General features: G+C 60.8%; 11 protein-coding genes and 1 riboswitch. Of the genes, 3 read left to right on the top strand and 8 right to left on the bottom strand.

The genetic code is table 11. The features are described from left to right. Positions 1-60: 60 nt before the first annotated feature. The 7 genes from BLR69_RS26375 to BLR69_RS26345 all read right to left on the bottom strand — a co-directional run bounded on the left by BLR69_RS26375 (position 61) and on the right by BLR69_RS26345 (position 10,680). Entirely contained in the window at positions 61-828 is a 768-nt protein-coding gene (locus BLR69_RS26375) for an OmpA family protein (RefSeq protein ID WP_071494112.1), read from the bottom strand. Positions 829-1,021: 193 nt separating this feature from the next. Beyond that, positions 1,022-1,666: an MBL fold metallo-hydrolase gene (locus BLR69_RS26370; RefSeq protein ID WP_071494113.1), complete on the bottom strand. Its 645-nt coding sequence runs from the start codon at positions 1,664-1,666 to the stop codon at positions 1,022-1,024. An 86-nt stretch (positions 1,667-1,752) separates the two neighbouring features. Continuing rightward, positions 1,753-4,482 carry a LuxR C-terminal-related transcriptional regulator gene (locus tag BLR69_RS26365; RefSeq protein WP_071494114.1) on the bottom strand — a complete coding sequence of 910 codons (2,730 nt, stop codon included), beginning with the start codon at positions 4,480-4,482 and terminating at the stop codon, positions 1,753-1,755. Between the two features lie 163 nt (positions 4,483-4,645). After that, positions 4,646-6,010 (bottom strand): DUF1329 domain-containing protein, encoded by a 1,365-nt coding sequence (locus tag BLR69_RS26360; protein ID WP_071494115.1) that lies wholly within the window; start codon positions 6,008-6,010, stop codon positions 4,646-4,648. Positions 6,011-6,039: 29 nt separating this feature from the next. Continuing rightward, positions 6,040-7,902: a DUF1302 domain-containing protein gene (locus BLR69_RS26355; RefSeq protein ID WP_071494116.1), complete on the bottom strand. Its 1,863-nt coding sequence runs from the start codon at positions 7,900-7,902 to the stop codon at positions 6,040-6,042. A gap of 331 nt (positions 7,903-8,233) precedes the next feature. After that, on the bottom strand, positions 8,234-9,916 hold the full coding sequence (locus BLR69_RS26350) for a fatty acid--CoA ligase (protein WP_071494117.1): 1,683 nt from the start codon (positions 9,914-9,916) through the stop codon (positions 8,234-8,236). Between the two features lie 131 nt (positions 9,917-10,047). Then, the gene (locus BLR69_RS26345) at positions 10,048-10,680 is read right to left on the bottom strand and encodes a LysE family translocator (RefSeq protein ID WP_058422966.1); all 633 of its coding nucleotides are present in this window, start codon (positions 10,678-10,680) and stop codon (positions 10,048-10,050) included. 85 nt (positions 10,681-10,765) lie between these two features. On the opposite strand from BLR69_RS26345, the gene BLR69_RS26340 reads away from it, so the two are divergent. From BLR69_RS26340 to BLR69_RS26330, 3 genes are all read left to right on the top strand, one after another. Continuing rightward, positions 10,766-11,731, top strand: coding sequence for a 2-hydroxyacid dehydrogenase (locus BLR69_RS26340; protein ID WP_071494118.1), 966 nt, complete (start codon positions 10,766-10,768; stop codon positions 11,729-11,731). Positions 11,732-11,761: 30 nt separating this feature from the next. Next, the gene (locus tag BLR69_RS26335; protein ID WP_058422968.1) at positions 11,762-12,760 is read left to right on the top strand and encodes a class I SAM-dependent methyltransferase; all 999 of its coding nucleotides are present in this window, start codon (positions 11,762-11,764) and stop codon (positions 12,758-12,760) included. Positions 12,761-12,810: 50 nt separating this feature from the next. Continuing rightward, a riboswitch (yybP-ykoY riboswitch) is annotated at positions 12,811-12,932 on the top strand. Between the two features lie 88 nt (positions 12,933-13,020). Then, on the top strand, positions 13,021-13,605 hold the full coding sequence (locus BLR69_RS26330; RefSeq protein ID WP_004372026.1) for a TMEM165/GDT1 family protein: 585 nt from the start codon (positions 13,021-13,023) through the stop codon (positions 13,603-13,605). A 113-nt stretch (positions 13,606-13,718) separates the two neighbouring features. Here BLR69_RS26330 and BLR69_RS26325 read toward each other — a convergent pair whose 3' ends face one another. Continuing rightward, on the bottom strand, positions 13,719-14,537 hold the full coding sequence (locus BLR69_RS26325) for a M48 family metallopeptidase (RefSeq protein WP_071494119.1): 819 nt from the start codon (positions 14,535-14,537) through the stop codon (positions 13,719-13,721). Positions 14,538-14,687 lie beyond the last annotated feature (150 nt).

Here is a 14,687-nt window from a genome sequence, read left to right as displayed (position 1 = left end):
TAATCACGCAGCCACAAAAAAGGGCGCCTTACACAGGCGCCCTTTTTTATCAGCGAATGTTTACTGGTACTGCGAGTACGGGTTGCCCTGGAACTGGTTGTTCTGCTGCGGTGCCTGTGCGCCGGGCTGGCCGTACTGCTGGCCAGGAATCGGGCCGAGGTTGACTTCTACACGACGGTTCTGGGCACGGCCATTGACGTCAGCGTTGCTGGCAATCGGGTTATCCGGGCCGGCACCGCGTGCGCTCAGGTTGGCACCGTTGACGCCCTGGGACGTCAGGTAGTTGGCCACGCTCTGCGCGCGACGCTGGGACAGGTCCATGTTCAACTGGCGGCTGCCCGTGCTGTCGGTATAACCAACGATCTGGATCGTGTTCTGGTTGAACTGCTTGAGCGAGTTGGCCAGGTTGTTCAGCGGCTGGTAGAAGCTGCTGGAGATCGCATCCGAGTTGGTCGCGAAGGTGATGTTGCCCGGCATGATCAGCTTGATCTGGTCGCCCTGGCGCTGAACTTCAACACCGGTATTGGCCATGCTTTCGCGCAGTTTCTTTTCCTGCTGGTCGGCGTAGTAGCCGTAACCGGCTGCGCCGGCACCTGCAACGACCGCACCGATCAATGCGCCCTTGCCACGGTTGTTATGGTCGATGGCTGCACCCGCCAGTGCACCGGCCAGGGCACCCAGGCCGCCGTACTTGGCGGTCTTGCTCATACCGCCGGATTCATTACTCGCCTGTCCCTGGCTGCTGCCGTCATAAGGGTTAGGGGATGCGCAGCCGGATAACAGGGCTACGACGGTAGCGACAACAAGCAGACGACGCGAAGTGAACATGAAGGAAGCTCCTACTTTTGCATTCTAAGGTGCAAAGGACATTGGCAATGGACCTGTGCCGAGTTTGGAACACGACAAACGGCAAAAATTCCGTCACTACAGAAACCGTAGCAGACACACGCTGAACCCGACCTGAGTTTTTTGCTACAACGCTTGCCTGTTATAGAACAGCTTCTGTCCGGCAATTATTCCTTCACGCCCGTACAAATGGGTTCTCACGCATTTCATCGCCCAATCGGGTATCCGGGCCGTGACCGGTCACCACGGTCGCGCCCTCATCCAGCGTGTATAACCGCTGCTTGATCGAACGCACGATGGTCGCCTGATCTCCACCCCACAAATCCGTACGCCCGATACCGCGGCGAAACAGCGTGTCGCCAGCAATCAGCAGCTTGGCATCGGCAAACCAGAAGCTCATCGACCCCGGCGTGTGGCCTGGTGTGTGCAATGCCACGCCACATCCGCAGGCCAATTCCTCATCATGTTCCAGCCAGCGGTCTGGCGAAGGCACCGGGGTATAGGGCACACGAAACATCTGGCATTGCATTTCCAGATTGTCCCAGAGGAATTGATCCTCTTTGTGCAGGTGCAGCGTGGCGCCGGTCTTCTCCTTCAACTGGCCGGACGCCAGAAAATGATCCAGATGGGCATGAGTGTGGATGATGCTGACCACCTTGAGGCCTAGAGCATCGAGCCGCGCCAGGATCAGCTCATGGTTGCCGCCAGGGTCGACCACGACGGCCTTTTTGCTGATGGGGTCGCCGATGATGGTGCAGTTGCACTGCAAGGGGCCGACGGGGAAGGTTTCGCGGATAAAGGTCGGCTGGGCGGTTTCCATTCAGGGGTCCTGTCGTGCAAATGAAATGTCGTTTCCGGGCGAATACCGCCAGAATAATTGCACTATTAAAACAGACTGGGACATCCCTAGCCGATCAACCTCAGCTCCTGCGCCCGTGCCACCGCCTGAGTGCGCCGCTCGACGCCCAGCTTGCTGTTGATGTGGCTGGCGTGGGTCTTCACCGTATGCAGGGAGATGAACAGCCGATTGCTGATCTCCTGATTGGAACAGCCCTGAGCGATCAGTTGCAGCACGGCCAGCTCCCGTGCACTCAAGGTTTCGTGGGTCGACACCGCCTCCACCACCAAGGCGGCAGGTAACAGCGCCAGCAGGCTCTCGTTCAAAAGGCCATGGGGATCTTTGGCGAGTTGCTCGCGCATCCAGTCCGGGTGGTTTTCCAGCAGACGCTGGAAGGGTTGCAGCGCGCCACCGCCACCCGCCTCCAGCGCCTGGGCCAGCACCGGACGCGCCTTGGCCTCCTCACTGTTCTCCAGCAGCAACTGCGCCTGCTGGGTCAGCGCCATGAGGGCGATCATCTGTCGCCCACTGTGATGCGCCTGCTGCGCCAGTTCATCAAGGCGTTGCAGCGCCGCAGCCGATTGGTGGCGCGTGGCATCCAGTGCAGCCTGTTGCAACTCGATATGCTGCGGCAGGTGCGGGTGGAATTCCGGCGCGGCGGCGGCGTGTTCGCCGTTGTAGGTCTGCCCCAGGCGGGTCAGCCAGGCGTCGGCCAGGTCGGTACGGCCCTGGGCCAACCACAGCTCGCACTTGATCAGGGTAATCATCGCCAGATAGTAGATCGGCGGCACATCCCAGATATGCATCAAGCGCTCGGCCTCGGCAAGTTCGGCGAAGGCCTTGGCGAAGTCACCCCGGCGCCCCTCGAAATTGGCGATCACGCAATGACCGATCAACACACTGATATCGCGGCAAGCACGGGCCTCGGCGAGACCGGCGCGCAAGCGAGCGAGACCGGCTTCAGGCTGGAGCCGCACCAGCAGCAAAAAACCTTCGTAGAGCGACAACCGCGCACGCACCGCGTACAAGCGCTGCGGCGCCAGGCCATGCAGGCGCTGCAATCCCTGGCGCACTTCATCCAGGGAGCGCAGGATCTCGCCGCGCGCCTGCAACACCCGCGCACGGTCGTAATGGGCCAAGGCTTCGAACAAGGGGTTGCCGACGCGCTGCGCCAGTTCCAGGGATTCGCGATTCAAGCCACGTGCACGCCACAGGTCGGCATCGACAATGGCCAGGTTGGAGAGCGTCGACAGACACATCAACCGCTGGCCGTAACGCCGTTGCGGCAGACTTTCCAACGCCTCGCTGCAATAGCGCTGGGTCAACTCGCGATCGCCCCGGCCCCGGGCGATGATCCCGCTCAACGCCAGCCACTGGGCCAACATCGATTTTTGCGCGGTAGCCGAGGGCGCCGGCAGGAAGCGGCTGAGGTAGCTGGACAGTTCCTCGGCCGCATCCAACTGGCAGGCCAGGCCCAAGGCCCAGCTGTAGAGCACGATCAAACGCGGTGTGCTGATCAACAGGCTGTCGGGCAAGTCCATTTTCCAGCGCAGCAACATGCCGACATTCTGTTCGGCGAGCAGCTGTTCTTCGGACAGGTTCTGTACCAGGTTCGCCGCCACATCCAGATGACCGGCGCGCAACGCCTGCTCCACCGCCTCGTCGATCAACCCCTGGGCATTGAACCAGCGACAGGCGCGCAAGTGCAGGCTGGCCGCCGGCAACACGTTGCTGCTGGCGCGCCGTGTACGCAGCAGATCCGAAAACAGATGGTGATAACGATACCAATGCCCCTGTTCGTCCAGGGGCACGAGGAACACTTGGTGCGCCTGCAGGTAACGCAGGATTTCGGTGCTGTCGTGGGCTTCACGCACCGCATCGCAAAGTTCGCTGCAAAATCGGTCCTGAGGGGCGGTGTCGTACAAAAACGCCTGCACTTCGGTCGGCAGGCAGTCGATGACCTCTTCCAGCAGGTAATCGCGGATCAACCCTTCACCGCCGTGCAGGCTCTGTGGCAAGGCGCCGTCGCTGCCGGCCTCGGAGGCGGCCAGCAACCAGAAGCGCAGGCCGGCGACCCAGCCTTCGCTGCGGCGGATCAAATTGTCGAGCGCTTCACCGCGCAGGGAACTGCTGTGGCGATCCAGCACTGCCAGTGATTCGTCGTGCGTCAGGCGCAAATCCTGTTCGTGCAGTTCCAGCAGATGACGCGACAGCCGCAGCCGCGCCAGATGCCAGTCCGGACGCTGCCGGCTGGTGACCAGTACCACCAAGCCATCGGGTAAATGGTTGAGGAAAAACTGCAGGCAACGGTCGAGCACAGGCCCTTGGGCCAGATGGTAGTCATCCAGCACCAGCAACAGCGGCGCACGCATGGACAGGTGCGCAGCCAGCTCGTCGAGCAGGCCATCGAGCCATTCTTCAAAGGCAAAGGGCTGGTGACGCTGGCGCATTTTCAGCAGGCCCAGGGACTGGGCGCCGAGTTGCGGGAAGAATTGCTGCAGACCGTCGAGCAGGCGCTCGAGGAAACGCCCGGGATCGTTGTCCCGTGGACTCAGGCCCAGCCACAGGCTATGCCAATGGGTCGGCAGGCTCTGGCAGAACTCCACCGCCAGCGAACTCTTGCCGAACCCGGCCGGCGCGCTGACCAGCAACAATCGCCCGTCCAGCCCGGCACTCAGGCGTTCGCACAGGCGCGGCCGCAGCACATAGCCGTCAGGCAGCGGTGGCCTGTAGAAGCGACCTTCCAGGGTCGGGATTACCGCACTGGCAGGCCCTTGGATTCGGGACAGATCAGTCATCGCCGGGCTCTTGTAGAAGGCTGTTGTCGGCATTGCAGATGTCCGCAGACTAGCGGTAAAAGCGGCAGGGTTGTAGATCTTTGCAACATTTGCCTGAAAAAGAACTGCGACAAAAAATGTGAGAGGGGGCTTGCCCCCTCCCACATTGAGTTACGCGTGCAGCTTAGCGAACACCATCCTGGCGCAGGGCTGCCGGAGTGAAGTCGCTGGTGGTGGCGGTGAAGCCGAAGTCATACGCCTGCTTCTCTTCGTTCTTCATGCCCAGTGCCAGGTAGCGGCCGGACTGCAAGTCGTAGAGGGTCTCCAGGGCGTACCACGGCACTTGCTTGTCGTAGTAGTTCTCGGCATGGGCCTCCGCTACGCGCCACAGTTGGCCACGACCGTCGTAGTGGTCGATCACTGCCGCTTGCCAGGTGTCTTCATCGATGAAGAAGTCACGCTTGGCGTAGATGTGGCGTTGGCCTTCCTTCAAGGTGGCGACCACATGCCAGACACGGCGCAGCTCGTAGCGAGCCAGGTCCTGGTTGATGTGGCCAGCCTTGATGATGTCGGCGTACTTGAGCTTCGGATCGTCGATCTTGTAGCTGTTGGAGGCGATGTAGATTTCCTTCTTGCCCTCCAGCTTCCAGTCGTAGCGATCCGGTGCGCCGTTGTACATGTCGAGGTTGTCGGATGTACGCAGGCCATCGGCCGCAGTACCTGGGCCGTCATAAGACACTTGCGGCGCCCGGCGCACACGGCGCTGGCCGGCGTTGTAGACCCAAGCCGAACGCGGTTCCTTCACTTGGTCCAGGGTTTCGTGCACCAGCAGCACACCACCGGCCAGACGCGCCGGCGCGGTCACTTGCTGTTTGAAGTAGAACAGCACGTTGCCCGGGTTTTTCGGATCGTAATCCTTCATCTTGTCGCGGAACACGAACTGATCGCGGAAGTACACCAGGCTGTAGGAACCGTTGGTTTGCGGCGTGGCCTGGGTCACCAGGCGAGTCACGCTGCCGCCGCGATAGCGGGTGATGTGGTTCCAGATGACTTCAACGCCGCTTTTCGGAATCGGGAACGGGATAGCGGTCTCGAAGTTCTCCAGGCCGTTGCCGCCGGACACCAGGTTGGTGTTGGTGGCGTTCTTCTTGATGGCCGCAAACACATCAGCCGGCACGGTGGCACCGCGATGGGTCGGATAGACCGGCATCTTGAAGGTGTCCGGGTAGCGCTTGAACATCGCGTACTGACCCGGCGCCAGCTTGTCCTTGTACTGCTCGACGTTCGCCGCCGTGATGGTGAACTGTGGTTGTTCGCTGGCATAGGGGTTGGCCAGGAAACCACGGGCGTCAACGGCGCCGGCGTTGGTGGGCAGTGGCGACCATTTTGGAATGGTGCCTGCGGCGTTGCCGGCCATTTCGGCGCCCATCGGGGTCAGGGTCGTGCCCAGCTTGGCGGCTTCATCCGCCGGCACTGCCGCCATGACGTTGCTCGCCAGGATCGACAGCCCAAGCACACCCACGTGCAACAGATTTTTAGTTATTTTCATGCTCTGGTTCTTCCTAGAAATACATTCGCTTAGAAGTTGGCGCCGACACTGAGCGCGATGAAATCGCGGTCATCAACGGTGGAATACTTGCCGCCGAAGAAGTTGGTGTAGGCCAAGCTCGCGGTGTAGGTATTCTGGTATTCCGCATCCAACCCAAGGCTGACCGCCTTGCGACCTTCTTCAAAGTTGCCGCCAGGGCCAGGCGAATAACCACTGACGTCATGGGACCAGGCTACGTTGGGCTTGAGGTTCACACCGGCAAAGACGTCCGGGTACTCCCAGATAGCCCGGCCACGGTAGCCCCAGGAGTTGGCCGTGGTGAAACCGTCATTGTTGCAGTTGGTAGTCAAGTTGCTGCGGTCGGTGCCCGGGCCGGCACCGTTGAACGTACCGGTGTTAAGCGCCGTACACATTGGCCCGCGACCCGGACCAAATACCGGGTCGCGCCCGTAACGTGCCTTGTCACTGCTTTCCAGGCCGCCTACGTGAGTCAGCCCGATCTCACCGACCAGCGTCAGGCGGCTTGCGCCCATGACCTGGTCGAAGAAGTGCGTGAAGGTCGTCTGGATCTGGGTAATTTCCTTGCGGTTATACCCGTGCAAGTCCTGACCCTCGACGCCTTTGAGCGGAGAGGCATTGGCATAAGCAGCTAGAGGGGTTACACCTGCGTAAAGAATATCGGTGGTATTGAGCTGCACCGGCGCATTGGGCCGGTAACTGATCTCCCCGCTCCATGCGGTACCGGTAGGCAGCGTCGTGGAGAAGCTCAAACCATAAAGGCGAATATCTTCCGGGTACTCGATGAAGTATTTGGAATTACCTGCCACCGCGAGCGGTTGCAGGGTGGCCGGCAAACCTGCCCGAGCCGCCGCATAGATCGAAGGTGGAGCCCCAGTCGCGCTGAAGATCGGAGCACGGCTGTGGTAATTCATGAAGTAGGCGCCAAACTCTGTGTCCAGCGGCTCATAGTTGTAGTGGAACGCCACACCGAACTGGCCGCCGTCACGCGCCTCACGATCCTTGCTGCGCTGAACCAGCACGCCTTCCTCGTTGATGTTGACCCCGAATCGGTTCAACGCAGGCAAAGCACCTGCACCCGCCATCACTGAACGCTTGCTGAGCAACCGAAGGTTGTCATCGCACCCTTTGGAGATCACATCCGCCTGTGAGAAGAACGTTCCGCAGTTGTCGGTAACCGTCTGCTGCCAATCCAACTGATAGAAGGCTTCCGCCGACAAGTTATCGGTGAGCGTCTGTGATACGTAGAACATGTTGACCGGAATCAAGCCTTCCTTGATCTCAGCACCAGGACGGCGGAACGCAGCCACATCGATCGGGTTGATGGAGTTGACACCACCACCGATGAAGGTACTTTCACCCCAGCTCACTACTTGCTTGCCGAACCGCACAGACCCCGGCTCATCCGCGATCGAATAGTTGTGGTAAATGAATGCGTCGAGTATCTGCCCGCCGGAAGACCGTGCGCCTTCTTGGCGGCCTTTGTCGCTGATGTCCTTGAACTGACGGCTTTCATCCTTCAGTTCAAAGTCGTACCAATACTTGCCTCGCACGAACACACCGGTGTCGCCGTACTTCAGTTCCAGGTCATGGATGCCCTTGAAGATCTTCGAGAAGGTCTCCCCACGCTTGAAGTTCAAGTGACCGTCATCGGAGGTCTGCGACAACCCTTTGCCACCGTTGTTGACGCCGATCAGGTCGCGATTGGGTTTAGCTGTGCCCCAACTGGCCCCCACGGAAAGCGACGAGTCAAAACTCCCTTCGATTTCACCAATGTTGAAACTGACGCCGAATGCGGGCCCGGCGAGCGTAGAAGCGAGACTGACGGCCAGGGGCAGTCTTGCCCGGCGCCAGAACTGGTTTACTGAGGTCATCGACGCTACTCCATGTGCATTATTGTTATGGCAGTGAGTTTTTTCCTACAGATGCATGTAACGGCCGGAATACAACGATTCCAATGCCGCTCGGCAGCCGAGCCCCCATGGCCCGAAGCGGAACATCTGTGAAAACTCTGGGAGGGACTATAGCCAGCAGGGGGTAGTGCTTGATCCCTCTAAAGTGTGATTTGCATCACCGACCCGTCTGCCACGACCCTTTCGCCATGTCGGCGAAGGCCGACGCGGCAAGGATGGCTGATAATCGGAAAATCACAAGTAAAGGCGCGAGATAGAGCATTGCCGTGCCACAACGGCACGGCGAATCAGCTCACAGAGTGGACAGGAACGTACTGTTGTTGGCTTGCCATTCGATGATGTCGATACGGATACGTTTTTTGTCGAGTTTTCCTACACTCGTCTTGGGAATTTCAGTAACAACGGCAATCTGGCTCGGAATCGCCCACTTGCTCAGATGGCCCAGTTCCACGAACGGCTTGAGGTGTTCCTTGAGCTCGCGAGCGCCTATCACATGGCCATCACGCACCACCAGCAGGGCAAATGGGCGTTCGCCCCACTGCGGGTCGGCAATGCCCACCACCGCTACTTCGCGTACCGCCGGGTGACGGCTGACCAGGTCTTCGAGGGCCAGGGACGAGATCCATTCGCCGCCGGTCTTGATCACGTCCTTGATGCGGTCGCGAATGTCGATGACGCCAAACGCATCCAGGGTCGCCACGTCGCCGGTGTGCATCCAACCGCCGGCCCACAGCTCGGCGCCCTTCTGTGGTTCGTTGAAATAACCTTCGCTGAGCCACGGCGCACGCAACACCAGCTCGCCCTGGGACTCGCCATCGGCGGGCAGGAAGTTGCCGTCGCCGTCGATGATCGCCGCCTCCACCAACGGGCCAGGCACGCCGGCCTTGATGCGGTAAGTGGTGCGCTCATCCTCGGTGCCGGCCATCAGTTCTTCATTGAGGTGGGCGCAGGACACCAGCGGCCCGGTCTCAGACATCCCATAGGCCGCAGTCAACTGAATGCCACGGGCCTTGGACGCTTCGTACAACGAACGGTTAAGCGCACTGCCGCCGATGACGATTTTCCACCCTTCAAAATCCACACCCTGGGCGGCCTTGGCGTTGAGCACCATCTGCAGGATGGTCGGCACGCAGTGGGAGAAGGTGACCTTTTCCTTGCGCCACAGCTCCACCAGGTATTCCGGGTCGTAGCGACCTGGGTAGACCTGTTTCAGACCGAGCATAGTCGCCACATACGGCAGGCCCCAGGCGTGTACGTGGAACATCGGCGTAATCGGCATGTACACATCGTTGGTGCCCAGCAGGCGCACGCTGTCGACGCTGCCCATGATGGTCGCCACGCCCATGGTGTGCAGCACCAGTTGGCGATGGGTGAAGTACACGCCCTTGGGATTACCGGTGGTACCGGTGGTGTAGAAGGTGGTGGCGACGGAATTTTCGTCGAAGTCCTGGAAGTCGTACTTCGGACTGGCGGCGGCCAGCAGGCTTTCGTACTCGCCCACCAGGTTGGGCAGCTCGGCGGTCTTGGCCTCGCCATCGGTGAGCAACAGGGTCTTGTCTACGGTGGTGAGGTGCCCGGCAATCGCCTGGTAAAGCCCCACGAACTCACTGTTGACCAGCACGAAGCGGTCCTCGGCGTGGTTCATGGTGTACAGAATCTGTTCTGGCGACAGGCGCACGTTGATGGTGTGGATCACCGCACCGATCATCGGGATGGCGAACATGCATTCCAGGTAACGGTGGCTGTCCCAGTCCATTACCGCCACCGTGTCACCGGCCTTGACCCCGGCCTCGGTCAGTACATTGGCCAGGCGGGCGACGCGCTCGATCAGGGTCGGGTAGGTGTAGCGCAGTTGATCACGGTAGACGATTTCCCGGGTCTTTTCATAGCGGGTGCCGGACATCAACAGGCGTTTGATCAACAGTGGGTATTGGTACGCACCTTCGGCGGGCGGGATAACACGGGTCTGCAACATACGAATCCCTTTTCTGACTGCACGGTCTTGGCTTGAAGACCTGCACTTTAGAGACCTTATGTTTCAGCCAAATCAGCCAAAGGAATGATTTGCAGCCCCCAGTGAATGCTAGCTTTGCGCCAGCATCCAGCTTATTTCATGCTGGTGAAGGCCAGCTTGACCCCAATGGCGATCAGCACCGCGCCCATGGTGCGGTCAAACCAATGCCCCATCCGCGCAAACCCCGCACGCACGCGCTGCTGGCTGAACAACATCGCTACCAGGCAGAACCACAGCGCCGTCGCCACCGCCAGGTACACACCGTAACCGGCCTGGATCGCCAGCGGCGTGTGCGGGTTGATCACCACGGTGAACAACGACAGGAAGAACAGCGTGGCCTTGGGGTTCAAGCCGTTGGTCACAAAACCGGCAGTGAACGCCCCACGCGGGGTGCGTTCGCCCGCTTCGCGATGCAACTCACCTTCAACGGGTGGCTTGGCCGGTTGCGCGCGCAGGGCCTTGAAGCCGATGTACAGCAGGTAGGCCGCTGCCGCCCACTTGAGTGCGTTGAACAACACGATGGACTGGGACACGATCAAGCCGATCCCTAGCAACGAGTAACCCACGTGCAGGAAAATCGCCGAGCCCACGCCCAGTGCGGTCCAGGTGCCAGCGCGGCGGCCGTGGGTCACGCTTTCACGCACCACTACGGCGAAATCCGGGCCGGGACTGGCCACCGCCAACAAGTGAATCAGGGCTACGGTCAAGAACTCGGCGGCGTACATGCTCACTCCCATTAAGTAACGGATTATTTCATCTGATAGGCTCGGCAGATTACGCCTTCGAACCCTGTCGCAAAAGGTACAGTTGATGACGAACAATCGCCGCGCCGTCTTCCTTGATCACCCGTCCCTGGACCTGGGGGACCTTGACCTCAGTGAACTGCGCAACAGCTTCAGCGAGTTGCAGTTGTTTACGGACACCACACCGCAGAACGTGGTTGAACGCGTGCAAGGCGCCCACGTGGTGATCAGTAACAAAATCGCCCTCAACACCGCAACCCTGGCGGCCTGCCCGGAGCTCAAGCTGATTCTGGTGTCGGCCACCGGCACCAACAACGTCGACCTCGACGCCGCCCGCGCCCACGGCATCACCGTGAGCAACTGCCAGGGCTACGGCACGCCGTCGGTGGCCCAGCACACGATCATGCTGCTGCTCAACCTGGCGACGCGCTTGAAGGATTATCAACGGGACGTCAGCGCCGGCCAGTGGCAGCAGGCCAAGCAGTTCTGCCTGCTGGACCACCCGATTGTCGAGCTGGAAGGCAAGACCCTGGGCCTGCTCGGCCACGGTGAACTGGGCGGCGCGGTGGCGCGCCTGGCCGAAGCCTTCGGCATGCGTGTGCTGCTCGGTGCGATTCCGGGACGCCCTGCCCGCGCCGACCGCGTGCCATTGGATGAACTGCTGGCGCAGGTCGACGCGCTCACCCTGCACTGCCCGCTCAACGAACACACCCGCGACTTTATCGGCGCCCGCGAACTGGCGTTGCTCAAGCCCGGCGCGTTTGTGGTCAACACCGCGCGCGGCGGTTTGATCAACGAACAGGCCCTGGCCGATGCGTTGCGTAGCGGCCACTTGGGTGGCGCGGCTACCGATGTGCTGAGCGTGGAACCGCCGGTGAATGGCAACCCACTGCTCGCCGGCGATATCCCGCGGCTGATCGTCACCCCGCACAACGCCTGGGGCAGTCGCGAAGCGCGGCAACGCATCGTCGGCCAACTGGCGGAAAACGCCCGGGGCTTTTTCAGCGGCGCCCCGCTGCGCGTCGTCAGTTGATAAACTGCGCCCCTTTTCAAGGAGCAGACCATGGATCCGCGCAGTGAAGTACTGCTTCGCCAGGCCGAACTTTTTCAAGGCAACCTGCTGTTGGTGGGCTTGCCCGCCGACGACCTGCTCGGTCGCCTGCCCAACGCCCACGGCTGGAGCTGGCATGCCGGCGACCAGGCGGCGCTCGATGCACGTTTTGCCGAGCGCAGCCAGTTCGGTGTGAATGTGCCCGAGCGGGCGTTCGATGCGGCGGTGATCTTCCTGCCCAAATCCAAGGACCTGACCGACTACCTGCTCAACGCCGTGGCTGCACGCCTGCCCGGCGCCGAGCTGTTCCTGGTTGGCGAGAAAAAGGCCGGTATCGAAAGCGCGGCCAAGCAGATGATCCCCTTTGGCAAGCCGCGCAAGCTCGACAACGCACGGCATTGCCAGCTGTGGCAGGTCACCGTGGCCAATGCGCCGCAAGCGGTAGAACTGGAAAGCCTGGCGCAGGTCTTCGAGGTGCCATTGGCCGAAGGCCCGCTGAAGGTGGTGAGCTTGCCTGGGGTGTTCAGCCACGGTCGCCTGGATCGCGGCACCGAGCTGTTGCTGGAGCACCTGGACAAACTGCCGAGTGGGCATCTGCTGGATTTTGGCTGCGGTGCCGGTGTACTGGGGGCTGCGGTCAAACGTCGCTACCCGCATAACAGCGTGACGATGCTGGACGTGGACGCCTTTGCCGCTGCCAGCAGCCGCCTGACCCTGGCTGCCAACGGTCTGGAAGCCGAAGTATTGACCGGTGACGGTATCGACGCGGCGCCGATGGGTTTGAACGCGATTCTGAGCAACCCGCCGTTCCATGTCGGGGTGCATACCGATTATTTCGCCACCGAGAACCTGCTGCGAAAAGCGGCGAAACACCTGGCAAAAGGTGGCGAACTTCGTCTAGTCGCCAACAGCTTCCTGAAGTACCAGCCGCTGATCGAAGAGCACCTGGGCGTGTGTGCAGTGAAGGCTGAAGGCAACGGTTTTCGCATCTACCGTGCCAAGCGCGGCTGACGGCCGTTTGAAAAAGAAGGCTTGCCGAATGGATTTTGCCTAGGCAGAATCCGCTCCGTCCTAGGGGAGTAGTCTCCCACGAGCGCCACGCTCGTCCGGCATACGTCAACATACTTGGTCAGCAGACCATGGCGTATGCGACCCAGGAGTCCGCACAGACGGACCGGGGTTTGACAAGACCTATGACACGCACACCTTACCCGGGGCGGGAAGGCTGTACGTGTCATAGCCGTGTCGACCCGCCCCTGGAAACCTACCTGATGCTGGATTCATTGCTCGTTCCTACCGCAATCGTTGCCTTGGCCGAAATCGGCGACAAGACGCAACTGCTCGCGCTCATCCTTGCCGCACGTTTTCGCAAACCCTGGCCGATCATCGCCGGCATCGTGGCTGCGACCCTGGCCAACCATGCGGCCGCCGGTGCGGTGGGCGCATGGTTCGGAAGTTTCTTCTCGGACGCAGTGCTGCACTGGATTCTTGCGGCAAGCTTCTGCGCCACGGCGCTGTGGACCCTGGTGCCGGACAAACTCGACGATGACGAAGCCAGCACCACACGCAAGTTCGGGCCGTTCCTGACCACGCTGATCGCGTTCTTCCTCGCGGAAATCGGTGACAAGACGCAAATCGCCACGGTGATGCTGGCGGCGCAGTACCCGGAGTTGTGGCTGGTGATTATCGGCACCACCTTGGGCATGCTGATTGCCAACGTGCCGGTGGTATTGGCGGGGAATTTCGCGGCGGAGAAACTGCCGTTGACGTTGATTCGTCGGTTGGCGGCGACGGCGTTTTTCATTCTGGCCATTGTCGCCGTGTACAAAGCCATGCAAAGCAGCGGCTGGATCTAAAGGGGCCCTGTGGGAGGGGGCTTGCCCCCGATGGCGGAGTGTCAGTAGGCATCTAATGGGCTGACCCAGCGCATCGGGGGCAAGCCCCCTCCTACACTTAGATCTTCACAACGTCAGGACTTTTTGGCCTGCTGGTAAAGCGGCATCACCTTCGGAATCGCCGCCTGCAACGAGGCGATTCGGCTGTCGGAGGCCGGGTGAGTACTCATGAACTCCGGCGGTGCACCTTCCGACGCCTTGGCCATCTTGTTCCACAGCGTAATGGCCGCGTTCGGGTTGTAGCCGGCACGGGCCGACAGTTCCAGGCCGATCAGGTCCGCTTCGTTTTCATTGCTGCGGCTGTTGGGCAAGGTCATGCCATAGTTGGCCACGGTATCAGCCAGCGCCAGGCTGTCCTGGCCGAGGCCGAACAACGCGCCGGCACCCTGCTTGGCCATCTCGATCCCGTAGGCCTTGGACATGGCTTCGCGCCCATGCTCACGCAAGGCGTGGGCAATTTCATGGCCCATCACCGCAGCCAGCTCGTCATCGGTCAGCTTGAGATTGTCGATCAACGCGCTGTACACGAAGATCTTGCCGCCAGGCCCGCAGTTGGCGTTCATCTCGTCGCTCTTGATCAGGTTCACTTCCCACTTCCACTGCGCCGCATCCGCACGGAACGTCGGCGCCTGGGCGATCAAGCGGTTGGCAATGGCCTGCACGCGCTTGGCGTTGGCGCTGGTCTTGTCCACCAGGCCCTTGCCACTGGCTTCACCCAACGTCTGCTGGTAGGACTGCGCATACATCTGGTCGACTTCCTGACTCGACAGCATGCTGAACATGTACTGCTTGCGCTCTACCCCAACGGCGCCGCCGCTGGTGGTGTTGACCGACTGACACCCAGCCAGCAGCATCGCCGCAACCAACCCGCTTATCACCAATGACTTCTTCATCAACACTCTCCCTGAAAACACGCCCTTAAAACATGGCGCGTATCGTAGGCGCACATTTGTATCGACGCCAGATACACCAGACGTGTAACCACTCAATTTCAGATACATCCCACCTGCCCCAACAACGGCGGCGGGCATTCCATTCGCGAC

The organism is Pseudomonas azotoformans (assembly GCF_900103345.1).
GTDB lineage: Bacteria > Pseudomonadota > Gammaproteobacteria > Pseudomonadales > Pseudomonadaceae > Aquipseudomonas > Aquipseudomonas azotoformans.
This window is presented reverse-complemented; position numbering and strand designations above follow the sequence as displayed.